At 72.1% G+C, this 24881-nt stretch carries 22 protein-coding genes and 2 tRNA genes; 18 read left to right on the top strand and 6 right to left on the bottom strand.

The annotated features are described in order from the left end of the window. The first annotated feature begins 52 nt into the window (after window positions 1-52). The 5 genes from AC0693_RS00430 (at window position 53) to AC0693_RS00410 (ending at window position 3965) form a co-directional block, all read left to right on the top strand. Window positions 53-2221 carry an ATP-dependent DNA helicase UvrD2 gene (locus AC0693_RS00430; RefSeq protein WP_469319056.1) on the top strand — a complete coding sequence of 723 codons (2169 nt, stop codon included), beginning with the start codon at window positions 53-55 and terminating at the stop codon, window positions 2219-2221. Window positions 2222-2388: 167 nt separating this feature from the next. Beyond that, entirely contained in the window at window positions 2389-2721 is a 333-nt protein-coding gene (locus AC0693_RS00425; RefSeq protein WP_478800670.1) for a hypothetical protein, read from the top strand. Window positions 2722-2899: 178 nt separating this feature from the next. Further along, window positions 2900-3271 carry a WhiB family transcriptional regulator gene (locus AC0693_RS00420; RefSeq protein ID WP_330332501.1) on the top strand — a complete coding sequence of 124 codons (372 nt, stop codon included), beginning with the start codon at window positions 2900-2902 and terminating at the stop codon, window positions 3269-3271. Continuing rightward, entirely contained in the window at window positions 3268-3597 is a 330-nt protein-coding gene (locus tag AC0693_RS00415) for a hypothetical protein (protein ID WP_356414034.1), read from the top strand. Before AC0693_RS00420 ends, AC0693_RS00415 begins: the two co-directional genes overlap by 4 nt. 161 nt (window positions 3598-3758) lie before the next feature. Continuing rightward, entirely contained in the window at window positions 3759-3965 is a 207-nt protein-coding gene (locus AC0693_RS00410) for a hypothetical protein (protein WP_356414032.1), read from the top strand. 27 nt (window positions 3966-3992) lie between these two features. Here AC0693_RS00410 and AC0693_RS00405 read toward each other — a convergent pair whose 3' ends face one another. Both AC0693_RS00405 and AC0693_RS00400 read right to left on the bottom strand, forming a co-directional pair. After that, on the bottom strand, window positions 3993-5321 hold the full coding sequence (locus AC0693_RS00405) for an ABC1 kinase family protein (protein ID WP_478800669.1): 1329 nt from the start codon (window positions 5319-5321) through the stop codon (window positions 3993-3995). 44 nt (window positions 5322-5365) lie between these two features. Further along, on the bottom strand, window positions 5366-6499 hold the full coding sequence (locus AC0693_RS00400; protein WP_356414026.1) for a ThiF family adenylyltransferase: 1134 nt from the start codon (window positions 6497-6499) through the stop codon (window positions 5366-5368). 116 nt (window positions 6500-6615) lie between these two features. On the opposite strand from AC0693_RS00400, the gene AC0693_RS00395 reads away from it, so the two are divergent. The 4 genes from AC0693_RS00395 (at window position 6616) to AC0693_RS00380 (ending at window position 10588) form a co-directional block, all read left to right on the top strand. Then, complete coding sequence (locus AC0693_RS00395; RefSeq protein ID WP_478736846.1) at window positions 6616-7275, top strand: M48 metallopeptidase family protein; 660 nt, start codon at window positions 6616-6618, stop codon at window positions 7273-7275. 123 nt (window positions 7276-7398) lie between these two features. Then, window positions 7399-9105 carry a TerD family protein gene (locus AC0693_RS00390; protein WP_478736848.1) on the top strand — a complete coding sequence of 569 codons (1707 nt, stop codon included), beginning with the start codon at window positions 7399-7401 and terminating at the stop codon, window positions 9103-9105. A 29-nt stretch (window positions 9106-9134) separates the two neighbouring features. Next, window positions 9135-9815 carry an AIM24 family protein gene (locus AC0693_RS00385; protein WP_478737228.1) on the top strand — a complete coding sequence of 227 codons (681 nt, stop codon included), beginning with the start codon at window positions 9135-9137 and terminating at the stop codon, window positions 9813-9815. Window positions 9816-9832: 17 nt separating this feature from the next. Next, window positions 9833-10588, top strand: coding sequence for an AIM24 family protein (locus tag AC0693_RS00380; RefSeq protein ID WP_468462854.1), 756 nt, complete (start codon window positions 9833-9835; stop codon window positions 10586-10588). A gap of 90 nt (window positions 10589-10678) precedes the next feature. On the opposite strand, the gene AC0693_RS00375 is transcribed toward AC0693_RS00380, so the two are convergent. Both AC0693_RS00375 and AC0693_RS00370 read right to left on the bottom strand, forming a co-directional pair. Beyond that, a complete protein-coding gene (locus AC0693_RS00375; protein ID WP_478800668.1) occupies window positions 10679-11221 on the bottom strand; it encodes an NUDIX hydrolase in 543 nt (180 codons plus the stop codon). Then, window positions 11218-12669 (bottom strand): zinc-dependent metalloprotease, encoded by a 1452-nt coding sequence (locus tag AC0693_RS00370; RefSeq protein ID WP_356414014.1) that lies wholly within the window; start codon window positions 12667-12669, stop codon window positions 11218-11220. The genes AC0693_RS00375 and AC0693_RS00370 overlap by 4 nt, the downstream gene beginning before the upstream one ends. A 191-nt stretch (window positions 12670-12860) precedes the next feature. Between AC0693_RS00370 and AC0693_RS00365 the strand changes: the two genes are divergently transcribed. The 4 genes from AC0693_RS00365 (at window position 12861) to AC0693_RS00350 (ending at window position 16633) form a co-directional block, all read left to right on the top strand. Then, window positions 12861-14015 carry an SDR family oxidoreductase gene (locus AC0693_RS00365; RefSeq protein ID WP_478736852.1) on the top strand — a complete coding sequence of 385 codons (1155 nt, stop codon included), beginning with the start codon at window positions 12861-12863 and terminating at the stop codon, window positions 14013-14015. Window positions 14016-14645: 630 nt separating this feature from the next. Further along, window positions 14646-15107, top strand: coding sequence for a molybdenum cofactor biosynthesis protein MoaE (locus AC0693_RS00360; protein WP_356414009.1), 462 nt, complete (start codon window positions 14646-14648; stop codon window positions 15105-15107). A gap of 116 nt (window positions 15108-15223) precedes the next feature. Beyond that, on the top strand, window positions 15224-15415 hold the full coding sequence (locus tag AC0693_RS00355) for a hypothetical protein (RefSeq protein ID WP_356414006.1): 192 nt from the start codon (window positions 15224-15226) through the stop codon (window positions 15413-15415). Window positions 15416-15547: 132 nt separating this feature from the next. After that, entirely contained in the window at window positions 15548-16633 is a 1086-nt protein-coding gene (locus AC0693_RS00350; protein WP_468472029.1) for a YlbL family protein, read from the top strand. Window positions 16634-16663: 30 nt separating this feature from the next. On the opposite strand, the gene AC0693_RS00345 is transcribed toward AC0693_RS00350, so the two are convergent. Further along, entirely contained in the window at window positions 16664-17233 is a 570-nt protein-coding gene (locus tag AC0693_RS00345) for a PPA1309 family protein (protein WP_469337288.1), read from the bottom strand. Between the two features lie 150 nt (window positions 17234-17383). On the opposite strand from AC0693_RS00345, the gene AC0693_RS00340 reads away from it, so the two are divergent. The 4 genes from AC0693_RS00340 to AC0693_RS00325 all read left to right on the top strand — a co-directional run bounded on the left by AC0693_RS00340 (window position 17384) and on the right by AC0693_RS00325 (window position 22672). Then, a complete protein-coding gene (locus AC0693_RS00340) occupies window positions 17384-20269 on the top strand; it encodes a UPF0182 family membrane protein (RefSeq protein ID WP_469319066.1) in 2886 nt (961 codons plus the stop codon). 60 nt (window positions 20270-20329) lie between these two features. After that, window positions 20330-20403, top strand: a tRNA-Met gene (locus tag AC0693_RS00335). Window positions 20404-20659: 256 nt separating this feature from the next. Beyond that, window positions 20660-22528, top strand: a complete 1869-nt coding sequence (locus AC0693_RS00330) for a tetratricopeptide repeat protein (RefSeq protein ID WP_468472025.1) — start codon at window positions 20660-20662, stop codon at window positions 22526-22528. 70 nt (window positions 22529-22598) lie between these two features. Beyond that, window positions 22599-22672 (top strand) — tRNA-Met (locus AC0693_RS00325). Window positions 22673-22836: 164 nt separating this feature from the next. Here the strand turns inward: AC0693_RS00325 and AC0693_RS00320 are convergent. Next, complete coding sequence (locus AC0693_RS00320; RefSeq protein WP_356413995.1) at window positions 22837-23256, bottom strand: Fur family transcriptional regulator; 420 nt, start codon at window positions 23254-23256, stop codon at window positions 22837-22839. A 130-nt stretch (window positions 23257-23386) separates the two neighbouring features. Here AC0693_RS00320 and AC0693_RS00315 point away from each other — a divergent pair, with 130 nt between their 5' ends. Then, window positions 23387-24856: a catalase gene (locus AC0693_RS00315; protein WP_469337290.1), complete on the top strand. Its 1470-nt coding sequence runs from the start codon at window positions 23387-23389 to the stop codon at window positions 24854-24856. Window positions 24857-24881 lie beyond the last annotated feature (25 nt).

Genomic DNA, 24881 nt, shown 5'->3' with positions numbered 1-24881 from the left:
CGCCTGTGGACAGGTTTCCCGTCCGGCCCGGCGGACCTGGCAGCATGGCGGGGTGACAGCAGCAACGCACTCCTCATCCTTCCCGGCCGACCCGGAGTCGGCCGACGCGGTGCTCCTGGGCCTGGACCCGGAGCAGCGCGAGGTCGCCACGACCCTCAAGGGGCCGGTGTGCGTCCTGGCGGGCGCCGGCACGGGCAAGACGCGGGCCATCACCCACCGCATCGCCTACGGGGTGCGTTCCGGCCAGCTGATGCCGGCGAGCGTGCTGGCCGTCACCTTCACCAACCGCGCCGCGGGCGAGATGCGCGGGCGGCTGCGCACCCTCGGCGCGGGCGGCGTGCAGGCGCGCACCTTCCACTCCGCCGCCCTGCGCCAGCTCCAGTACTTCTGGCCGAAAGCCATCGGCGGCGAGGTTCCGCGCCTGGTCGAACGCAAGATCCAGCTGGTGGCCGAGGCCGGGGCGCGCTGCCGGATCCGGCTCGACCGCAATGAGCTGCGCGATGTCACCGGTGAGATCGAGTGGGCGAAGGTCACCCAGACCGTCCCCGCCGACTATCCCGCGGCCGCCCTCAAGACGGGCCGCGAGGCCCCCCGGGACATGGCCGAAATCGCACAGATCTACGGCACGTACGAACAGCTCAAGCGCGACCGGTCGATGATCGACTTCGAGGACGTGCTGCTGCTCACCGTCGGCATCCTGCAGGACCGCCACGACATCGCCGACCAGATCCGCACGCAGTACCAGCACTTCGTGGTCGACGAGTACCAGGACGTCAGCCCCCTCCAGCAGCGCCTGCTGGAACTGTGGCTCGGCGACCGCGACAGCCTGTGCGTCGTCGGCGACGCCAGCCAGACGATCTACTCCTTCACCGGCGCCACCCCCGACCACCTGCTCTCCTTCCGCACCCGGTACCCGCAGGCCACCCTGGTGAAGCTGGTCCGCGACTACCGCTCCACCCCCCAGGTGGTGCACCTCGCCAACGGCCTGCTGAACCAGGCCCGGGGCCGGGCCGCCGAGCACCGGCTGGAGCTGGTCTCCCAGCGCGAGACGGGCCCCGACCCGGTCTACGCCGAGTACCCGGACGAGCCCGCCGAGGCCGAGGGCGTCGCGGGCCGGATCCGGGACCTGATCGCCGCCGGCGTCCCGGCGGGCGAGATCGCCGTGCTCTACCGCATCAACGCCCAGTCCGAGGTGTACGAGCAGGCCCTGGCCGACGCCGGCGTGCCCTACCAGCTGCGCGGTGCGGAGCGCTTCTTCGAGCGCCCCGAGGTCAAGAAGGCGATGCTCACCCTCAAGGGCGCCGCGCGCTCCGGCGGGAACGACCCGCTGGTCGACGATGCCGTCGGGCTGGCCTCCCAGGTCCGCGCCGTGCTCAGCTCCAACGGCTGGACCACCGAGCCGCCCGCCGGCTCCGGGGCCGTCCGCGACCAGTGGGAATCCCTGGCCGCGCTGGTCCGGCTCGCCGAGGACTTCGCCCGCGGCCGGCCCGGGGCCACCCTGGCCGACCTCGCGGTCGAGCTGGACGAGCGGATGGCCGCCCAGCACGCACCGACCGTCCAGGGCGTCACCCTCGCCTCGCTGCACGCCGCCAAGGGCCTGGAGTGGGACGCGGTCTTCCTGGTCGGCCTCACCGACGGCATGATGCCGATCACCTACGCCAAGACCGACGAGCAGGTGGAGGAGGAGCGCCGGCTGCTGTACGTCGGCGTCACCCGGGCCCGGGTGCACCTGACGCTCTCCTGGTCCCTCTCGCGCGCTCCGGGCGGCCGGGCCTCCCGCAAGCCCAGCCGCTTCCTGAACGGGCTGCGGCCGGGCTCCGCGGCCGCGGGGAGCCGGGCGGCGGGCGCCGTCACCGAGCGCGCGGCCCGCAAGCGGGGCCGCCGCGGGCCCGTCCTGTGCCGGGTCTGCGGCAAGACCCTGACCGAGGCGGGCGAGCTGAAACTGATGCGGTGCGAGGACTGCCCGTCCGACATGGACGAGGGCCTCTACGAACGGCTGCGGGACTGGCGCGCGGGCCAGGCGAAGGAGCTCGGCCAGCCCGCCTACTGCGTCTTCACGGACAAGACGCTGATGGCGATCGCGGAGGCCGTCCCGACCGAGGCGGGCGAGCTGTCGATGATCTCGGGTGTGGGTGGTCGCAAGCTCGACCGCTACGGAGCCGATGTGCTGGCCATCTGCGCAGGTGAGGAGCCCGGGAGCGGTGCCGCTGACGACGCGTAGAAACTCGTCGGAAAAATAGTTTGCACATGCCCTGCGAAGCCCCATAGGTTCTTAGCAACGGAAACGGTGGCTTCTCCGAAGCCCCGGATCCGTGCTGTACTTATCCGAATACGCATGGGACAGGCCCTCGGGCCGGGTCCCCGAGACGCCGAGAGGAGGCGAAACCCGTGACCACGTTGATGACCACCACCAAACTGACCGATCGCTCGGCTGCCGCCTCCTCCTGCCTGCTTCTCGCCCCCTCTGCGCTCTCCGTCCGGGGTACCGGTCTGTCCGCGATCGCCGCTGTCAGCCCCGCCGCCCTGATCACCTCCATGGTGAGTGAGCGCAATGAACGACCGATGCAGGCACCGGTGGCAGTAGCAGCTGGCCAGGCCAAGGCGCATGCCTATGGCGGCTTTGCGGCGGCGGCCGGTGCCGGACACCAGAAGAAGACGACGACGCAGCACCACCTGATGTGGGCCTTCCGTGGGCTCGAACCCTGGAGTGATCCAGTCTGATCGCATGATCAGGCCGGCGCCTTCAGGGCCGCGGAACCCCACCCGGGATCCGCGGCCCTTTTGTTTGTCCCCGACCGGGGACGGCAGCGCGAAGGGCCTCGGGACTGGCAACAGGTACCAGCCGATTCCGGCCGACCGGCCGGAACGACTTGACGAACAAGACGAGGAAAAAACCACCGTGCAACTCGAAGCGCACGCCCCGTCCGTACCGCAGACCCAGACGATCTCCCCGCCCGCAGTCCCGGAGGACTCCACCTTGACTCCCCTCACCGCGCTCACCGCGCTCGACGACGCCATCGAGAACCTCGGCGTACCCGTTGCCTGCCGCACCTACGACCCGGAGGTCTTCTTCGCCGAGTCCCCGGCCGACGTCGAGTACGCCAAGTCGCTCTGCCGCACCTGCCCGCTGGTCGAGGCCTGCCTCGCCGGAGCGGTCGAGCGCCGCGAGCCCTGGGGCGTCTGGGGTGGCGAGCTGTTCGTCCAGGGTGTCGTCGTCGCCCGCAAGCGGCCGCGCGGCCGCCCGCGCAAGAACCCGGTCGTCGCTGCATGAACACCACCGGAACCATCGACCGCCCCCTGACGCGCGATCCCCTGAAGCAGGCCCTCATGACCCCGCAGCACACGAGCGAGCAGCCGTCCGGCTCCGCCATCGAAGACTTCATCACCACCGGCGCGAACACCTCGCGTCAGAACAGGACCCGCGAGATGCAACTCATTCCAGAAGCCCTGGCCCGTGCCCATATGGCCGACCGCATGCGTGAGGTGGAAGGCGAACGCCGCGCCCTGCGCGTGGTCGCCGCCCGCCGCATGCAGCGGCGAGCCGAGCGCGTGTCGCTGCGCGCCCGTCGCGCACTGGCCATGGCCGTCATGAACTGAACGGCCGTCACGGACCAGGACGACCTCACCCGGCACGTCCGGGAGTGACACCGACCGACCCCCGGGGGGCCGCTCCGTTCGGAGCGGCCCCCCGGGGCGTGGGAAGCGGCCCCCGGTGCGTCCCGACCGCCGCCCGGGGTGGGCGGCGGTATCGTCGGGAGGTGGACCAGCCGACCCCCCGCCCCGCATCCCCGGGACCCGAGGCCCCGCCCGTCATCTGCGCCCGCTGCGGCGCGCGGCCGCCCGCGGGTGCCCCGCCCACCTGGACCTGCTCCAAGGAGAACGGCAGCAGGCAGTACTTCTGCCACGACTGCGCCCGGGCCAACATCCGCGCGATCGAAGGCCGGCTCGACTCCTCCTGGTGGTGACCGCGGCCCCGGACGGGCCGCCCCGGATCAGGACTCCGGCAGGAATCCCGGGAGCCAGGCCTCCAGTTCTTCGCGCAACCGCACCGTCGCGCCCAGCTGGCACAGCACCCCGATCGTGCTCAGGGTCACCCGGTGGATCAGCAGATAGGACGGCGGAAGGTTGATCTGGCGGCCCAACTGGTGCGCGGGGGAGCGCGGATCGGCGATCCGGGCCGCCTGACTGCGCATCCACGTCCGGGTGAAGGTGAACTCGTCCGCCTTCGCCGGCTCGATGATCGGGAGCAGATAGTCCAGCACAGCGTCCGGATCCAGCTCGATGGACTCCTTCACGAAGCCCTCGGCGCGCAGGTGCCCGTAGACACCCTCGGCATCGTCGTCCAGGGTCATCCGCAGGGACCTGCCCACCGGCGTGGGCAGCCCGCCCGGCAGCCGGTCGACCGTACCGAAGTCCAGGACCCCCAGCCGGAGCCGGCCGTCGGCACCCTCCATCAGCCGGAAGTTGCCCGGGTGCGGGTCGGCGTGCAGCAGGCCCGTGCGCGCGGGACCGGAGAAGAGGAACCGGGCCAGCAGCTGCCCGGCGCGGTCGCGCTCCTCCTGGGTGCCGTCGGCGATGATCTCCGACAGCGGTGTCCCCTCGATCCACTCCGTCACCAGGACCTCGTCGCCCTGGTGCACGACGTCCGGCACGACCACGTCGGGATCGCCCGCGAAGGCCTCCGCGTGGATCCGCTGGGCCTCCGCCTCCAGCTCGTAGTCCAGCTCCTCCGCCACCCGGTCGCGCAACTCCGTGATCAGCGGCTTGATGTCCATGCCCGGGATCAGCGGCCCCAGCAGCCCCGCGAAGCGGCCGAGCTGCTTCAGGTCGGAGAGCAGCGCCTCCCCGGCCCCGGGGTACTGCACCTTCACCGCGACCTGCCGCCCGTCGTGCCACACGGCCCGGTGCACCTGACCGATCGACGCGGCCGCCGCCGGCTTGTCCTCGAACTCCTCGAACAGCTCCCGCCAGTCCGGGCCGAGGCGCTCCGCCAGCACCTGGTGCACCCGCGCGGCGGGCAGCGGCGGGGCGGCCTCCTGGAGCTTGGTGAGCGCGGCCCGGTAGGGCCCGGCGACCTCCTCGGGCAGCGCCGCCTCGAAGACCGACATGGCCTGCCCGAACTTCATCGCACCGCCCTTCAGCTCGCCCAGGGTGCGGAAGAGCTGCTCGGCGGTGCGCTGCTGCAGCTCGCGCGCCACGATCTCCGCCGACTTGCCCCCGATCCGCTTCCCCAGCCCCCAGGTGGCCCGGCCCGCTATGCCGAGTGGAAGCGCGGCCAGCTTGACGGTACGAGTGACCGCCTTCCGGGGAAGATCAGACATGCGCCCCTCCAGTTCCCAGACAGCGGTGCCGCGAGCGGCGGCGGTTACCCGGCCATTGTGTCCTGTCCCTCTCGGGCGCCGGAGGAGTCCCCCTCTCCCACGCCCGCCGCCCCGCACCCGCACTCGGGATGCGCTCTCACCCGCGTCCGCTCCCAGTGCAGTCCGGGCAGCGCCGCCTCCCACCGAGCCCCCGCCGAAGCGGGCAGCTCCCCGTCGAGGAAGGCCAGTGAGTGCGCCGCGGCCAGCCCCGCCACCGCCATGGCGAGCCCCAGGTCACAGGCACCGGGGCCGCGGCGCCGGTGAGCCCCCCGCCACTGCACCAGCATCCGCGCCCACGCCCGGTCCCGCTCCACCCGCACCCGCTCCATGCACCCCGCGCACCCGGTGCTCCCCGGCAGCACCAGCGGCCCCACCAGCCCGGTCCCCTCCAGCACCCCGGCGTACAGATGCGGGATCCCCGCCGCCACCCAGTCCGCGGCGGTGTCCGGATCCGGGGCCCACGCCTGGAGCCCGTCCCGCGGCGCGACCACCACCAGCGCCAGCGCCGGCTCGGGCCCCTCCCGCTCCTGGTCCCGCGGCGCCTTACCGGGAGCGGACGCCCGCACCAGCGCCCCCGCCGCCTCCGCCCGCAGCCGGCCCACGCTCTGCGGCCCGAGCCCGCCGGGCGCGACGTCCCCCGGCTCCACCCGCCCGCCGTCCAGCACCTCGACCCGGCCCACCCCCGCCCCCGCCAGCACCGCCGCGATCAGCGCGCCCACCCGCCCGCTGCCCCGCACCTGGACCCGTACCGCCCGCCGCGCCGCGAGCCCGCGCAGATCGCCCCCGGGCTCCCGGCGCACCAGGGAGAGCGAGCCCCGGTCGGGCCCCAGCCGCTCCAGCACCTCCGGGCGCCGCAGCAACGACTGGGCCCGCGCCCCGCCGGCCGTGGCGTCATCGATCACCCCCGCATGCGCCAGCCGTCGCACCAGCTCGTCCACCTGGCCGTCCGGCAGCCCCAGGGCGGCGGCTTCCTTGCGCAGCAGCTCCATCCCCCGGGTCCCGTCGAGCCGGTCGAGCAGGGTCCCCGTCGCCGTGTCCAACGGTCCGAACACCACCGCGTGCGCGGGCGTCACCCCGAACTGCACGGTCTCCAGATCCCGCCACGCCCGCGCCAAAGCGGGCTTCACCTTCGGATACATCGCCCTGCCCCCTCTTCCCACTCTCCCCACGCAGCGGCCACGACGCCGCCCTCGCAGCATGACCGCCCCCCGCCCCCGGCGTGTGAAGTTATCCACAGGCGCACCCCGTCAGGCATATGAGACGACGAACGGATGGGCCCCGTGGGGCGGCCGGGCGGGGACGGAACCGCGAACCGATCGCGTCCGCAGCCCCGCCGGGCGGGACTTCCGCCCTGGCCACCGGGTACGGTCGTGCCGTGTCCGCCGATCCAGCGCCCCGCGCCGTCGAAGTCCGCCGCAGCGCGCGCCGCCGAAGGACCGTCTCCGCCTATCGCGAGGGCGACCGGACGGTCGTGCTCATCCCTGCCCGGATGTCCGAGGCCGAGGAGCGGCGCTGGGTGGGCGTGATGCTCGACAAGCTCGCCGCGCAGGAGAGCAAGCGGACCCTCGGGGACGCGGAACTCACCGAGCGTGCCGAGCGTTTGTCCGAGCAGTACTTCGGCGGCCGCGCACGCCCCACCTCGGTCCGCTGGGTCACCAACCAGAACACCCGTTGGGGCTCCTGCACCCCCGCCGAGGGCAGCATCCGGCTGTCCCACCGCCTCCAGGGCATGCCGGAGTACGTGCTCGACTACGTGCTCCTGCACGAGCTGGCCCACCTGCTCGTCCCGGGGCACGGGCCGGGCTTCTGGCAGCTGCTGGAGGCGTATCCCCGGACCGAGCGGGCGCGCGGTTACCTCGAAGGAGTGGTGGCCGCCGAGCGGCTGCCCCAGGTACCGGCCGCGCGCGAGGAGTGAGCGCCCGCGCCGTGATGCGTCCGTGATGTGTACCGGCTCGGTACCGACCCGGGTCGATGTCGGCGGAAGCCGTTAGCCTGACGGGCACGCATTCATCGTCGGGACGGGGGACGGTCGTTTCGTATGGCCAGGGAATTCCAGCGCGGCCACAAGGCCAAGATCAGTGATCTCACCGCGGGCACCGATCTGTACGTGGGTGTGCAGATTGCCGGGCCCGGGCTGACCTTCGACATCAGCTGTTTCGGTCTCGACGCACAGGAGCGGCTGTCGGACGACCGCTACTTCGTCTTCTTCAACCAGCCCAAGTCGCCGGAGGAGTCCATTCAGCTGCTCGGCGCGCAGGCCGGCGACAGCGAATCCTTCCGGGTGACCCTGGACCGCGTTCCGGCGAACATCCACCGGCTGTCCTTCACGGCGACGATCGACGGCGCGGGCCAGATGTCGCAGGTCGGCCCCGGCTACATCCGGGTCGTCGCGGGCGGTGAGGAAGTGGTCCGCTACTCCTTCACCGGAGCCGAGTTCAGCACCGAACGCGCCGTGATGCTGGGCGACTTCTACCTCAAGGACGTGTGGCGCTTCGCCGCCGTCGGCCAGGGTTTCGACGGCGGCCTGGAAGCGCTGCTGAAGAACTTCGGCGGTGAGGTCGCCGAAGAGGAGCCTGCGGCTCCGCAGCAGCAGGTCCCGCAGCAGGCCGCCGCCGCACCCTCGTTCGCGGCCCCGGCCTTCGCCGCGCCCCCGGGCGCGCCCGCGGCCGCCGCCCCGCAGCAGCCGCAGTACCAGCAGCCGCAGCCCGCGCAGCACACCCCGCCGCCGGCGCCCCCGGCCCCCGCTCCGTACGCCGCACCGCAGCAGCCCGCCGCCTCCCTGCACGCCGCGCCGACGATGGTGGGCCCGCTCGCGCCGCCCGCTCCGGCCGCCCCCGGCCCGTACGGCCAGCCCGTGCACCCGCCGCAGCCGCCGCCGAGCCCCTCCTACGGGCACCAGGTCCCGGGCCAGGCCCCCGGCGGATACCCGCCCCCGCCGCCCCCGGCCGGTCCCTACGGCCAGCCGCCGCAGCCCTCGTACGGTCACCAGGTCCCGGGCCAGGTCCCGGCCGGCTACCCGCCGCCCGGCGCGCCCGGAGCTCCGTACGGCCAGCAGCCCGGCATGCCCGCGCAGACGGCCGCCGCCCCCGGTCTCACCTCGGCCCTCCAGATCTACAAGGAGGCCCCGACCGGCGCGCGCTGGACCCCGCAGAACGCCCAGCTCATGCGCGTCGACCTGGGCATCGGCGGCCAGCCCGTCCTCGCCCGTCAGGGCAGCATGGTGCTCTACCAGGGCAAAGTGGACTTCAGCTACAAGGGTGCGGGCTTCGCCGGCCGCATCGTCGGCAACGCCACCGGTCAGGAGATGCAGCTCATGCGCTGCAGCGGCCGCGGCCAGGTCTTCCTCGCCGAGAACGGCACGCACCTGCACGCCATCGAGCTGCAGGGCGACGGAATCTGCGTCTCCGCCGAGAGCGTGCTCGCCTTCGACGAATCGCTCCAGCACGAGGTGCGCCGGATCGAGGGCCACGGCATCCCCGGCGGCGCCCTGTTCACCATGCAGTTCCAGGGCTCCGGCACCGTCGTCGTCAAGACGCACGGCACCCCCGTCGTCCTGCCGGTCACCCCGACGACCTTCGTCGACAGCAACGCGATCGTCGCCTGGTCCGCGGGCGCGCAGGTGGTCATTTCCAGCCAGGTCCGGCTCCGGCGCAACGCCTACCCCGGCCACAGCGGGGAGACCGTGAACCTCCAGTTCCGGGGCGCCCCCGGAAACTTCGTCATCGTCCAGCCCTACGAGGTCTGAGGGAGCCCGCCATGAACGCAATGAACGCCATGAACCCGCAGCTCGCGGGCTACGCCCCGACCCCGGTCGCCGCCCGCATGGAGAACCACGGGCGCGCGATGCTCAAGGTCGCCATGCAGAGCGGCCACGACCTCTTCGCGCGCACCGGCTCGATGGTCGCCTACGAGGGCTTCGTCCAGTACGAGCCCAACCCGCCCGCCGTGCGCCAGATGGCCTCGCAGTGGCTGACGGGCGAGGGCGCGCCGCTGATGAAGTGCACCGGCGACGGCCTGCTCTACCTCGCCGACTACGGCGCGGACGTCGTCGTCATCAACCTCGACAACGACGCCCTCTCCGTCAACGGCACCAACCTGCTCGCCTTCGACGCCCACCTCACCTGGGGCGTCGAGCGGGTCAAGGGACTGGCCAAGTTCGCCGGCCAGGGCCTGTTCAACGTACAGATCTCCGGCACCGGCTGGGTCGCCCTGACCTCGCGCGGCACCCCGATCGTGGTCGACTGCGGCCGCGGCGAGGACGAGACGTACGTCGACCCGGACGCGCTCGTCGCCTGGTCGCCGAACCTCAAGGTCAAGGGCAAGCGCAGCTTCAAGGCCTCGTCGATGATCGGCCGCGGCAGCGGGGAGGCCTTCCAGATGGCCTTCTCCGGCCAGGGCATCGTCGTCGTACAGCCGAGCGAGGACAGCACCGACCGGCTCCGGGCCCGGGGCTGAGGGGGAGCGGACACATCATGCAGAGCGCACTTTTCGGCCACGCCGAAGCACAGTCCCAGGAGCGGTACGTCGTCCAGAACCCGCAGATGCTGCGGGTCTCCCTCACCGGGCAGGACGACGTCCTCGCCCGCAAGGGCTCGATGGTCGCCTACCAGGGACTGATCGACTTCGACGGCGAGTACCGGAGCACCAACCAGCGCACCGCGCGCGCCCGCACCGGCGAGGGCCTCGACCTCATGCGCTGCTCCGGGCAGGGGACGGTGTACTTCGCCAACCTCGCCCAGGACGTGCACGTCGTGGACGTCGACCAGGACGGCCTGACCGTGGACAGCAGTTACGTCCTCGCCCTCGACTCCACCCTGCACACCGAGGCCATCGCGGTGGACAGCCAGTACGGAATCTCCGGCTCGGGCAAGTACCAGCTCAACATCACCGGCCGCGGCAAGGTCGCCCTGATGACCTCGGGGCAGCCGCTCATGCTGCAGATCACGCCCGACAAGTACGTCAACGTCGACGCGGACGCCATCGTCGCCTGGTCCACCTCGCTGCGCGTGCAGATGCAGGCCCAGACCCACTCCACCGGCGTGTGGCGGCGCCGCGGGAACACCGGCGAGGGCTGGGAGCTGAGCTTCCTCGGCCAGGGCTTCGCGCTGGTGCAGCCCAGTGAGCTGCTCCCGCCGCAGAACGCGCAGCTGGGTCAGGGCCTCGCCGCGCAGTACGGCGTGGGCCAGCAGGGCGCCCACGCGCAGAACCAGAACAACGCCTGGAACTGACGCCGCACACGAACGGCCCGGGCGGGCGGAAACCTTCCGGTTTCCGCCCCCCCCGTCGCTCGCGCGCCCCGCAGCTTCCGCGCCTCGGCGTCAGAGCCGCGCCCGGGCCGCCTCCAGCAGCCTCACCACCGAGGCGTCCGCGACAGCGGCCACCTCGTCGTACGCGAACCAGCGCACGTCCAGGGACTCGTCGCTGATCACCGCCTGCGCCCCGGCCGGGGCCAGCGCCGCGTACTGCACGTCGAGGTGCCAGTTGCAGGGCGCCGGAATGGGGTGCCGGTCCAGCCGCACGGGGCCGCCCGGCAGCAGCGACAGCCCCGTCTCGATGCCGGACTCCTCACGGGCCTCGCGCAGCGCCACCTCGGCGAGCGTCCCGTCCCCGGCCTCGCAGTGACCGCCCATCTGCAGCCACATGCCGAGCTTCTTGTGCAGGGTCAGCAGCACGCGGCCGCGCTCCGGGTCGATCACCAGCGCGCTTCCGGTGAGGTGCCCCGCCTCGCACGGCTTCCACATCCCGTCCGGGTGGGCGGCCAGGTGCTCCAGGTACACCTCCCGCAGCGCGCTCTGGTCGTCCGGGGTGCTCTGGTCCCCGTAACCCTTGAGGACGAGGACCGCGTCGTCGTACAGGCTCACTTGGTGTCGTCGCCGTCCTGCTCGCGGCCGTCCCGCTCAGGGGCGTCCTGTCCGGGCTTGCCCGCGGCGGCCTCGCCGAGCATCTTGTCGATCTCGGAGAAGTCCGGCTGCTCGTGGTGCACGAAGCCGTCCGGGTCGTCCAGGTCGGAGGCCGTCGGCAGCATGTCCGGGTGCTCCCAGAGCCCGTCGCGCCCGTCCACGCCGCGCGCGTCGGTGAGCGAGGCCCACAGCCGCGAGGCGTCCCGCAGGCGCCGCGGACGCAGCTCCAGCCCGATCAGGGTCGCGAAGGTCTGCTCCGCCGGACCACCCGAGGCGCGACGCCGGCGCAGGGTCTCGCGCAGCGCGTCCGCCGAGGTCAGACGGGGCTTCGCGGCCTCGTGCACCACCGCGTCCACCCAGCCCTCGACGAGCGCGAGCGCCGTCTCCAGCCGGGCCAGCGCGGCCTTCTGCTCCGGGGTGTCCTGCGGCTGGAACATACCGCCCTGGAGCGCTTCCTGGAGCTGCTCCGGGTTCGACGGGTCGAGCTGGCCGACCACGTCCTCCAGCTTCGAGGTGTCGACCTTGATCCCGCGCGCGTACCCCTCGACCGCGCCGAAGAGGTGCGAGCGCAGCCACGGCACGTGGGCGAAGAGCCGCTGGTGGGCGGCCTCGCGCAGGGCCAGGTAGAGGCGAACCTCGTCCGAGGGGACGCCCAGGTCCTTGCCGAAGGCCTCCATGTTCAGCGGCAGCAGCGCGGCCTTGCCCGCCGGGCCCAGCGGCAGCCCGATGTCGGTGGAACCGACGACCTCGCCCGCGAGGGTGCCCACGGCCTGACCGATCTGCTGGCCGAACATGGCGCCGCCCATGGAGCGCATCATGCCGAGCAGCGGGCCCGCCATCGCCTGCATCTCCTCGGGCAGGACGTCGCCCATCGCCGCGCCGACGCGCTCGGCGACCGGGTCGACCAGTTCCTTCCACACCGGCAGGGTCGCCTCGACCCACTCGGCGCGGCTCCAGGCCACGGCCGTACCGGCGCCCGACGGCAGCGACGTGACGGAGTCCAGCCAGTGGTCCGCCAGCCGCACGGCCTCCTCGACGGCCGACTTCTCGGCCGGTCCGACGCTCGCGTCCTTCACGCCGTCGGCGGTGCCCTGCGCGACGGTCTGGCGGGCGATGTCCTTGGCCATGTCCCAGTTCACGGGACCGCCCTCGTAGCTGAGCATCTGCCCGAGCTGCTGGAAGGCGGCGCCGAGGTCGTTCGGGTTCATCGCACCGAACATCGCGGCGAAGGGATTGTCCGCGCCCCCGGGGCCGCCGGCGCCCGGCAGACCTCCGGGCAGTCCGGCCCCGGGGAACCCGAACGGATTCGCCGGGCCGCCCTGACCGCCCGGTTGGCCCTTCTTCCGGCCCTCGTCGCCGTCCTCCGGCTCCTCCGGCGGAAGGCCGAATCCGAATGGGGTGTCGCTCACGGGTTTCCTCGGCTCGTAGGGCCGCCGGCGGGAGCCGACGGGCAATGGTCCGACAACACCACCAGCGTAGACACCACAGCCGCATCCGGGCTCGGTGCTCCGCCTACTCCTGGGCTGCGGCAGGATGGACATCACCTGGTAGGGACGCGTCAGGACGCGCACCTACTGAAGACAACCGCTGGAGACGCCCGGTGAGTTCCCCAGATCCGCAGGTTCGAGAGCCGCACGGCGACGAAAACCGCCCTGACCACGGCGACAGCCCCGACGGCGTTCGCCAGCCGCGAAACCCGTCGGTACGGGGCCCCGTCGTCGCCGTGACCGGCGCCGCGGCGGGGGTCGGCGCCGCCCTGGTCGCCCGGCTCGCCGCCTCGGACGAGGTCAAGCAGGTCGTCGCGATCGACGAGCGGCGCGGAGAGTGCGCCGAGGCGCAGTGGCACGTCCTGGACGTACGGGACCCCGCCATCGCCGAGAAGCTGCGCGGCGCGGACGTCGTGGTCCACCTCGCGCTCGACCTGGACCTGGAGACGGACCCGGCGGCCCGTACGGCGTACAACGTGCGCGGGACCCAGACCGTCCTCACCGCCGCCGCGGCGGCCGGGGTGCACCGGGTCGTGCTGTGCACCTCCGCCATGGTCTACGGCGCCCTCCCGGACAACGACATCCCGCTGACCGAGGACTCCGAACTGCGGGCCACCGCCGAGGCCACCGGCGTCGGCGACCTGCTGGAGATCGAACGCCTCGGCCGCCGGGCGCCGCGGGCGCACCCCGGGCTCAACGTCACGGTGGTGCGGCCCGCCGTGCTGGTCGGCGGTACGGACACGGCCCTGACCCGCTACTTCGAGTCGCCGCGGCTGCTCGTGGTCGCCGGCTCCCGGCCGACCTGGCAGTTCTGCCACGTGGAGGACCTGGTCAGCGCGCTGGAGTACGCGGCGCTGGAGAAGGTGGAGGGCGAGCTGGCCGTCGGCTGCGAGGGCTGGCTGGAGCAGGAGGAGGTCGAGGAGCTGAGCGGGATCCGCCGCATGGAGCTGCCGTCCGCCGTCGCGCTCGGGGCCGCCGCGCGGCTGCACCGCATCGGGCTCACGCCGTCCCCGGCCGGGGACCTGGCGTACACGATGCACCCGTGGGTGGTCAGCGTCAGCCGGCTGCACGCGGCGGGGTGGCGGCCGCGCTGGACGAACGAGGAGGTGCTGGCCGAGCTGCTGCAGGAAGTGGCGGGGCGGCACACGGTCGTCGGGCGGCGGCTGGGGCGCAAGGACGCCACCGCTGCGGGGGCTGCCGGGGCGACGGTCGCGCTGCTGGGTGCGGCGGCCGTGGTCCGCGCCGCGCGTCGCCGCCGCGGGCTGTAGCCGGTAAGGGCCCGCCGGGGCGCGGCGCCCCTCGCTCCCCGCTGCCCGCGTGCAGGCGCCCCTCGCTCCTCGCTGACCGGGTGCAGGCGTCCGCCGGCCGCAGCTGCCTCCGGCGGCGCCTCAAACGCCGGCGGGGCTGGGTGTGGCTGCGGATGCGCCGGGTCCTGGGGGCAGGCACATTCAGCCTGCCCGGCGTTTGAGGGCCCGCCGGACGCAACCTCGGGCTGGGCGGCCGGCAGCGTCCCTCCTCGCCCGGGTGCAGGCGTCCGTCGGCGGGGGTTGCCTCCGGCGGCGCCTCAAACGCCGGCGGGGCTGGATGTGGCTGCGGATGCCCCCGGAGCCTGCAGCCGGCGGGGCTGGATGTGGTTGCGGATGCCCCCGGGGCCCGCAGCCGGCGGGGCTGGATTTGGCCGCGGAAGCGCCCTCGGCCTAGGGCTGGAGGTGGCTGCGGATGCGCCGCGTCCTCGGGGCAGGCACATTCAGCCTGCCCGGCGTTTGAGGGCCCGCCGGAGGCAGCGTCCGGGTCCCGGGATCCGCCGCCCCGGCTGTAGGAGGCTCCATACGGGAGGGGGCCGCTGCCGGTGGAAAGGGGAGTTCCGGGGGCGGGGGCGGGTGGTGCACGATGGGGGCATGGCTCCGCACTTCGACCACCCCGGCGAGCAGGCCGCCCCGGACCCGATCCGGCTGCTCGCGATCCGCGACACCCCCCTCTCGCTCGACGAGGTCTTCCGCGCCGTCGGCGACGACGCCACCGGCGGCACCGCGCTCTTCGTCGGCACCGTGCGCGACCACGACGGCGGAGCGGACGTCGACGCCCTCGGCTACTCCTGCCACCCGACGGCCGAGGCCGAGATGCGCCGCATCGCCGAGCGCGTCGTGGCCAAGTACCCGGTGCGCGCCCTGGCCGCCGTCCACCGCGTCGGGGACCTCCGCGTCGGCGACCTCGCCGTGGTGGTCGCCGTCTCGTGCCCGCACCGCGGCGAGGCCTTCGAGGCCTGCCGGATGCTGATCGACGACCTCAAGCACGAGGTGCCGATCTGGAAGCATCAGACCTTCTCGGACGGCACCGAGGAGTGGGTCGGCGCCTGCTGAGCCGCGGCCGTCCGCACCCGAACGGCCGCGCAACACGCCCTCGATTTGCGTAACTCCGCCCCGGGCACGAGCGTTGGAGCAACACACAGCTCAATCTCGGGGTAGGGAGCACGCACATGGGTTCTTTGGCGTGGTTGCTGATTCCGTTCTTCGCCGCCATCGGCGCGGCGATATGGGGAAGCTGGGCGGCCCGCGACCGCACATCCGGCGACATATCCGAGCTCGCCGGCTACGCACGATTCCGCGAGGTCATGGACACAGGCCAGGCCGACAGGGCCAAGGCGCATTCCGGTTCCGACGCCGTCTGACGCGTCCCGCGAGTGCCCCGCCGGGCGTCCGACCCGCCTCCCCGCCGGGAGCCCCCGGGCGCCCGCCGCGCACCGCCCCGTACGGACCGGCCCCACGGGCCGCCCCACAGGGCCGTCACGTACTGTCGATCCATGCCACGCCGCACTGCGACGATGCTCGCGTCCACCCTCATGCTGTTCGCGCTGCTCTGCGCCGGAGTGTTCATCAAAGTGCCGTATTCCGAGATGAGCCCCGGACCGACCGTGAACACCCTCGGTGACTCGCGCGGCGAACCGGTCCTGAGCATCTCGGGCCGCAAGACCTACCCGACCAGTGGCCACCTGAACATGACCACGGTCCGGGTGACCGGCGCGGACTACGACATGAACCTGCTGGAAGCGGTCTACGGCTGGGCGGCCCACGACAACATCGTGGTGCCCCACGAGAACCTCTACCCGCACGGCAAGACGGACAAGGAATCCACGCAGGAGAACGCGGAGGAGTTCAGCCAGTCGCAGGAGAGCGCCAAGGTGGCCGCCCTCAAGCAGCTCGGCATCCCCGTCAGCGCCCGCGTGAACGTCGCGACCGTGGTCAAGGGCAGCCCTGCGGAGGGCAAACTGCACGCCGGTGACGTGATCGTCGCCGTCGACGGCACCCCCGTGAAGGAACCGGGGGACGTCGCCAAACTCGTCACCAAGCACGCGGCCGGCGAGAAGGTCGAGTTCACCGTCATCGCGGCCACCGAGGCCGCCGAAGCCAAGAAGGCCGGCCGCGAGCCGGCCGGCTCCCGGAAGGTCGAGGTCACCACCGCGAAGGCGCCGGACGACGGTCACGCCCTCGTCGGCATCCGGGCCGGGACCGACCACACCTTCCCGTTCCGCATCGACATCAACCTCGCCGACGTCGGCGGCCCGAGCGCGGGCCTGATGTTCTCCCTCGGCATCGTCGACAAGCTGACGCCCCAGGACCTGACCGGCGGCGCGTTCGTCGCGGGCACGGGAACCATCGACGACGCCGGTACGGTCGGCCCGATCGGCGGCATCGAGATGAAGACCATCGGCGCCCGCCAGGCCGGAGCCCGGTACTTCCTCACCCCGGCCCAGAACTGCGCCGCGGCGGCCAAGGACGTACCGGACGGCCTCACCCTCGTGAAGGTCTCCACCATCGGCGACGCGGTGCAGGCACTGGAGAAGATCAGCAAGGGGGACAAGGCCGGACTGCCGCGCTGCGGCGCCTGACCCCGTCCCCGCCACGTCCCCGCGAAGCCCTCAGGAGAAGGTCGCGGCCAGCGCCTCGGCCAGGCCCGGCACCAGACTGGCCCCGGTCAGCACCTCGCTCGCCGCGTCCTTCTCGCGCAGCCGTACGGCCGACTCGCGCGAACCGTCGCGCAGCACGCCCACCGTCAGGCGCACCTCCTGCCGCTCCGCGTGCCCGGCGACCCACTTGGCCAGCTGCTTGTCGGTCAGGTCGGACGGTACGGCGGCCTCCGCGGAGGGCGGCAGCATCAGCCGCTCCACCGTCAGCGCGCAGCCGACGACCGAGTCGGGCCAGGCGACCGTGCCCAGGAACTTGTCGAGGGCCATGCCCTTCGGCAGCTCGTCCTGCTCGATCGGCGTGAGCTGGACCTTGCCGGCGTCGTCCTGGTCGAGGCCGAGCTGGCGGGCGAGGCGGGGCTCCTGCTTGCGCAGGCGGGCGGTGTCGACGAGGGCGAAGAGCCGGGCGGGCCGGTCCCAGCCCAGGCCGGCGGCGTACTCGTCGATCTCCAGCACGGCGCGGGTGAGCGGGCTGGCCGCCATCGGGGTACCGGGGGAGGGGGAAAGGTTGGACATGGGCAACATCCTGCCTCCTTTCGGTGCGATACCGGGAACTGACTAAAGCCTCAGTAAGTTGCATGAGTGGGCCCTACCATCGGGGGCCCCTGCTTTTGAAAACTTTTCCGTTACACACGACACACAGCGACTTTCGAGGTGCGCACCTTGGCTTTCCAGATGCCGGACCGCGGCGGAGGCCCCTCGGGGCCACGGATGAGAGTCGGCCGCCCCTCCCGGCGGGCCCGCACTCTCCTGATGACCCTGGGCGTCCTGGCCGTCCTGGCCATGGTCTTCATCATGTTCGCGGGCTTCTGGACGGACTGGCTCTGGTTCCGTTCCGTCCACTACTCGACCGTCTTCACCACCACGCTCTGGACCAAGATCGGCCTCTTCGCCGTCTTCGGCCTGGTCATGGCGGGCGCCGTCGGGTTCAACATCTGGCTGGCGCACCGGCTGCGGCCGCCGCTCAGCGCGATGTCGATGGAGCAACAGAGCCTCGACCGCTACCGGATGAGCGTCGCGCCGTTCAAGAAGTGGCTGCTCCTGGGCATCGCGGTGCTCGTAGGGCTGATCGCGGGCGCCTCGGCGGCGGGCCAGTGGAAGACCTGGCTGATGTACGTGAACGGGGTGCCCTTCGGGCAGAAGGACCCCCAGTTCCACATGGACGTGTCGTTCTACACCTTCGACCTGCCCTGGTACCGCTTCCTGCTCGGCTTCGGCTTCGCCGCCGCCGTGCTGTCGCTGATCGCGGCGGCCCTCGTGCACTACCTGTACGGCGGCCTGCGCGTCACCAGCCCGGGCGCCCGCGCCACCGCCGCGGCCACCGGCCACCTGTCGGTGCTGCTCGGCATCTTCGTCTCGCTCAAGGCGGTGGCGTACTGGCTCGACCGGTACGGCCTCGCGGTGAAGTCCAGCGACTTCAAGGCCGCGGACAACTGGACCGGCCTGCGCTACGTCGACGCCAACGCCTACCTGCCGGCCAAGACCATCCTCTTCTGCATCGCCGCGATCTGCGCCGCGCTGTTCTTCGCGACGCTGTGGCGCCGCACCTGGCAGCTCCCGGTGATCGGCTTCGGTCTGATGGTGCTCTCCGCCATCCTGATCGGCGGGCTCTACCCGGCGATCGTGCAGAAGTTCCAGGTCCAGCCGAACGAGCAGGCGAAGGAGTCGCCCTACGTCGAGAAGAACATCAAGGCGACGCGCGACGCCTACGGGATCGCCGGGTCCGACGTCAAGGACTACCCGGGCGTGCCCGCGGCCGGCACCGACAAGGCGAAGCTGCGCCAGGCGGCCGACACCACGGCGAGCATCCGCCTGCTGGACCCGAACATCGTCTCCCCGGCCTTCCAGCAGCTCCAGCAGGTCAAGGGCTACTACGCCTTCCCGTCCACGCTCGCCGTGGACCGGTACAAGGGCCAGGACACGGTCATCGGCCTGCGCGAGCTGAACATCGGCGGCATCCCGAAGAACAACTGGATCAACGACCACTTCAAGTACACCCACGGCTACGGCGTGGTCGCGGCCAAGGGCACGGCCGCCGGTGACCAGGGCGCTCCCGACTTCACCCAGTCCGACCTGCCCTCCAAGGGGATGTTCGGCACGGACTTCGAGCAGCGCATCTACTACGGCGAGCAGACGAAGCAGTACTCGATCGTCGGCGGGCCGCAGAAGGAGCTGGACTACTCCGACGACAAGGGCGAGAAGGAGACCAGCTACCAGGGCGACTCCGGCGTCAACCTCGACAACCCGGTCAACCGGGCGGCGTACGCACTCGCCTTCAGCGAGCCGCAGATCATGTACTCCGGCGCCATCGGCAAGGGCTCGCGGATCCTGTACAACCGCACGCCCAAGGAGCGCGTCGAGGCCGTCGCGCCCTGGCTGACCATCGACGGCGCGCCCTACCCGGCGGTCGTGAACGGCCGGGTCGTCTGGATCGTCGACGCCTACACGACGACCAACGGCTACCCCTACGCCTCGCGCACCACGCTGGGCGACACCACCGCCGACTCCCTGACGAACAGTCAGCGCGCGGTCGTGGCCCAGGAGAACCAGGTCAACTACATCCGGAACTCGGTGAAGGCCACCGTCGACGCCTACGACGGCAAGGTCAGCCTGTTCCAGTGGGACACCGAGGACCCCGTCCTCAAGACCTGGATGAAGGCGTTCCCGGGGACGGTCAAGGCCAAGAGCGAGATCTCCAAGGACCTGATGGCGCACCTGCGCTACCCGCAGGACCTCTTCAAGGTCCAGCGCGAGCTGCTGACCCGCTACCACGTCACGGACCCGCAGACCTTCCTCAGCGGCAGCGAGGCCTGGGCCGTCCCGGACGACCCGACGACCAAGGGCACGGCGGTCCCGCCGTACTACCTGTCGATGAAGATGCCGGACCAGCCGGAGAAGGACCAGGTCTTCTCGCTCACGACGACGTTCACGCCGAACGAGCGGGACAACCTGAGCGCCTTCATGGCGGTCAACGCCGACCCGGGCACCGCGGACTACGGCAAGATCAGAATCCTGAAGATGCCGACGAGCAAGCCCGTCGACGGCCCCAAGCAGGTGCAGAGCAAGTTCAACTCCGAACCCAAGATCGCCGAGTCCATCCGGCTGCTGCGCGGCGGCGACTCGGAGGTCGAGTACGGGAACCTGCTCGCGGTGCCGCTCGACGGCGGCATGCTCTACGTCGAGCCGGTGTACGTGCGCAGTGCCGGGCTGAAGTACCCGCTGCTGCGCAAGGTCCTGGTGACCTACGGCGGCCAGACGGCCTTCGAGGACACCCTGGACAAGGCGCTCGGCGTGGTCTTCGGCGCGGAGACGGCGACCCCGCCGACGACGCCGAACCAGCCGCCGCCGGGCGACGGCACCACCAAGCCGCCCACCAGCCAGGACCCGACGGTCAAGGCGGCCCTCGCGGACGCCTCGAAGGCCTTCGACGACGCCGACAAGGCGATGAAGGCCGGCGACTGGGCGGCGTACGGCAAGGCGCAGGCCGACCTGTCGGCGGCGCTCAAGCGTGCGGTCGAGGCCGAGAACAAGCTGACGACCCCGGCGAATCCGGGCGGCTAGCCGCCCGGCGATCAAGGATGAGGGGTTCCGTTCCGCGTCGTGGTACTGTGGTTTCACCGACGCGGGGTGGAGCAGCTCGGTAGCTCGCTGGGCTCATAACCCAGAGGTCGCAGGTTCAAATCCTGTCCCCGCTACTGAAGACGAAGGCCCGGATCCATGGGATCCGGGCCTTCGTCGTGCCCGATCCGGGACCACGTCGCGACGACCCGTGCCCCCGGCATACGCGGGACACGCCACGAGGTAGCTGAGGTGGGTGAGTTGGGGCCCGGGCGTGTTTGACTTGCCGTAATGGGGGCAAGTCGACAAAGCGCTGTAGTGACCTCCTAGTGACCTCACTGGCTGCGACATACCAGGTGTACGCGGGTAGCAGGTGATGCGACGATGGGATATATGGGGGACAGGTCAACTCTGCTGGAGACAGGGCGGTTTGTGAGGGGGGAGGCCGAAACGGGCACAGGAGCCGGTGAACCGGCCGCTGTCGTGAGCGCGGAACCCGCACGGACCGGTGCGGACCGACGCCCCGCGTACCGCACCGACGAGGTCTTCGACGGAGCCGAGGCCGACGCCGCGAGCGATGCCGAGCTGGAAGCACGGCACCGCAGCGCCGCCGACAAGGGCGACCCGGGCGCCATGAGCGTGCTCGGGGCCCTGCTGCTGCGCCGCGGCGACCTCGCCGGGGCCGAGCCGTACCTGCGCGGCGCCACCGCGGCGGGCGACCGCGCGGCCGCCAACAACCTCGGCGTCCTGCTGCACCAGCGCGGGTACCCGGACGACGCGGCCGGCTGGTGGCGGGTCGCCGCCGTGGCCGGATCCGCACCCGCCGCCCACGCGCTCGGCCGGCACTACCGCGAGCGCGGCGACGAGCCGGCCGCCGAGTACTGGCTGCGCCAGGCGGCGGAATCCGGCCACGCCCTGGGCGCCTACGGCCTCGCCGACCTGCTGGAGCACCGCGGCGACGGCGGAGCCGAGCGGTGGCTGCGCGCTGCCGCCGAACAGGGCCACCGCGAGGCCGCCTACCGGCTCGCCCGGCACCTGAGGCGCCGCCGGCCGCAGGAGGCCGAGCAGTGGTACCGGCAGGCCGCCGCGCGCGGGCACCGGCGCGCCGCGCTGCACCTGGGCGCCCTGCTGGAGGCGCGCGGGGAGCTGAAGGAGGCCGGCCGCTGGTACCTCAGCTCGGCCAAGCAGGGCGAGGCGCGGGCCGCCTGCGCCCTCGGCTTCCTGCTGCGCGACGCCGGGGACGAGGACAGCGCGGTCACCTGGTGGCTGCGGGCCGCCCAGGACGGCGACGGCAACGCCGCCAACGCGCTGGGCGCGCTGCACGCCGCCCGCGGAGAGACCCAGACCGCGGAGCGCTGGTACCGGGCCGCCATGGACGCGGGCGACCAGAACGGGGCGTACAACCTCGCCCTGCTGTGCGCCGCACAGGACCGCACCGCGCAGGCCGAGCAGTGGTACCGCCGCGCGGCCTACGCCGGGCACCGCGAGGCGGCCAACGCGCTCGCGATCCTGCTGCTCCAGGGCGGGGACGCGGCCGGCGCCGAGCCGTGGTTCTCCAAGGCCGCGGAGGCGGGCAGCGTGGACGCGGCCTTCAACCTGGGCATCCTCTTCGCCAGCCGCGACGACGACCGTACGGCGCTCAAGTGGTACGAGCGTGCGGCCTCGGCCGGTCACACCGACGCGGCCCTCCAGGTCGGCATCGCACTGGTGCGCGACGGCGAGGAGCGCGCGGCCGAACGGCACCTGCGCTGCGCCGCGGGCGGCGGCAGCGCCGAGGCCGCGTTCCGGCTGGCCGCGCTGCTGGAGTCGCTGGCTCCGCCGCCCGAGCCGGTGGCGCTGGGCGAACCGGTCGCCGGCGCGCCGAAGTCGGAGAGCGAGGAGTGGTACGAGCGGGCGGCCGAGGAGGGCCACCGCCGGGCGCAGGTCCGCGTGGGCATGCTGGCCGCCGGGCGCGGTGACACGGCGGCCGCGGCGCGCTGGTACCGGGAGGCGGCGGAGGCCGGTTCCCGCAACGGGGCCTTCAACCTCGGGGTGCTGCTGGCCCGCGAGGGCAGCGAGCCGGAGGCCGCCCTGTGGTGGACCCGGGCCGCGGTGGCGGGCCACGGGCGGGCGGCGCTGCGGCTCGGGCTGTTCGCCGCGCGCCACGGCGACCTGGCCGAGGGCCAGAAGTGGTGCGCGCGGGCCATGGAGCTCGGACCGGCGGAGGTCTCGGAGCGGGCGGCGCGCCTGCGGGAGGCGCTGGCCGAGGAGCTCTCGGCCTGACCTCCCGCGCGGGGCCCGGACCATCGATTTGCTCCCGCAGTCGACCTTCGCGTAGAGTCAGGTTTACCGACGCGGGGTGGAGCAGCTCGGTAGCTCGCTGGGCTCATAACCCAGAGGTCGCAGGTTCAAATCCTGTCCCCGCTACTGCATCATCGAAGGCCCGGATCCCCTGGATCCGGGCCTTCGGTCGTTTCCGGCTGCGCAGTGCGCAAAGAACGGCAGTGCGCGCAGAACGTACGGCGGAGGGCCGGGGTCGCGACCCCGGCCCTCCTCGTCGCAGTGGTGACGGCACGGCCGTCGCCGGCGCGCTACGCGCCCGCGCAGTTCGGGCAGATCCCGCGGTAGGTCACTTCGACGTCCGAGACGGCGAAGCCGAAGCGCTCGCTGTCGGGCAGGTCGGCCAGCGGGTTGCCCGCCGGGAAGACGTCGCGGATCGCACCGCACTGGGCGCAGACCAGGTGCTGGTGGGGCCGGTGGGCGTTGGGGTCGTACCGCTTGGCGCGCCGGTGGTCCGTCGAGACCTCCAGGACTTCACCCAGGGTGACGAGTTCGCCGAGCGTGTTGTAGACCGTCGCCCGGGAGATCTCCGGGAGCTTGGCCACGGCGCGCGAATGCACCTCGTCGGCCGTCAGGTGAACGTGGTCACCATCGAGCACCTCGGCCACGACGCGCCGCTGGGCCGTCATGCGCCAGCCGCGTCCACGAAGTCTCTCCAGCAGGTCACTCATAGAAGCCAGCCTAACAGCGCGGTGACTCGGTGTAGATCCCGAATCAGTGTGGACTTGGATTCTTGCTTGACTTAGACAAAGTCCATCGTAGGATCGGTTACGGCAAACGCCAAGGACAGGACTTGCAGGAATGACGCAGGAGGCGCACGTGACGCAGGGACCGCTCACCACGGAGGCCGGGGCTCCGGTCGCCGACAACCAGAACAGTGAGACCGCGGGCGTCGGCGGCCCCGTCCTCGTCCAGGACCAGCTCCTGCTCGAGAAGCTCGCGCACTTCAACCGCGAGCGGATCCCGGAGCGCGTGGTGCACGCCCGCGGCGCCGGTGCCTACGGCACCTTCACGCTCACCCGCGACGTCTCCCAGTGGACCCGGGCGAAGTTCCTGTCCGAGGTCGGCAAGCAGACCGAGACGTTCCTGCGCTTCTCCACCGTCGCGGGCAACCTCGGCAGCGCGGACGCGGTGCGCGACCCCCGCGGCTGGGCGCTGAAGTTCTACACCGAAGAGGGCAACTACGACCTCGTCGGCAACAACACCCCGGTGTTCTTCATCAAGGACGCCATCAAGTTCCCGGACTTCATCCACACCCAGAAGCGCGACCCGTACACGGGCTCGCAGGAGGCCGACAACGTCTGGGACTTCTGGGGCCTGTCGCCCGAGTCGACCCACCAGGTGACCTGGCTCTTCGGTGACCGCGGCATCCCGGCGTCCTACCGCCACATGAACGGCTTCGGCTCGCACACGTTCCAGTGGAACAACGAGGCCGGCGAGGTCTTCTGGGTCAAGTACCACTTCAAGACCGACCAGGGCATCAAGAACCTCACCCAGGCCGAGGCCAACAAGCTCGCCGGCGAGGACCCCGACTCGCACCAGCGCGACCTGCGCGAGGCCATCGAGCGCGGCGACTTCCCGAGCTGGACCGTCCAGGTGCAGATCATGCCCGAGGCCGAGGCGGCGACCTACCGCTTCAACCCGTTCGACCTCACCAAGGTGTGGCCGCACGCGGACTACCCGCCGATCGAGATCGGCAAGCTGGAGCTCAACCGCAACCCGGAGAACGTCTTCGCCGAGGTCGAGCAGTCCATCTTCTCCCCGGCGCACTTCGTCCCCGGCATCGGTCCGTCCCCGGACAAGATGCTCCAGGGCCGCCTCTTCGGCTACGGCGACGCCCACCGCTACCGCGTCGGCATCAACGCCGACCACCTGCCGGTGAACCGCCCGCACGCCACCGAGGCGCGCACCCACTCCCGCGACGGCTACCTGTACGACGGCCGCCACGCGGGCGCGAAGAACTACGAGCCGAACAGCTTCGGCGGCCCGCACCAGACGGACCGCCCGCTGTGGCAGCCGGTCTCCCTCACCGGCGGCACCGGCAACCACGCGGCCGCCGTGCACCGCGAGGACAACGACTTCGTCCAGGCGGGCAACCTCTACCGGCTGTACTCGGAGGACGAGAAGGCCCGTCTGATCGAGAACCTCTCCGGCTTCATCGCCAAGGTCTCCCGCGACGACATCGTCGAGCGTGCGATCAACAACTTCCGCCAGGCGGACGGCGACTTCGGCAAGCGGCTCGACGCCGCGGTCCAGGCCCTTCGCGGCTGACCCGACCGCTTGTCGTGAGGCGACG

It is taken from the genome of Streptomyces sp. NPDC043876 (assembly GCF_056435825.1).
The sequence above is the reverse complement of the archived record's forward strand: the minus strand, read 5'-3'. Positions and strand labels throughout refer to the sequence as shown.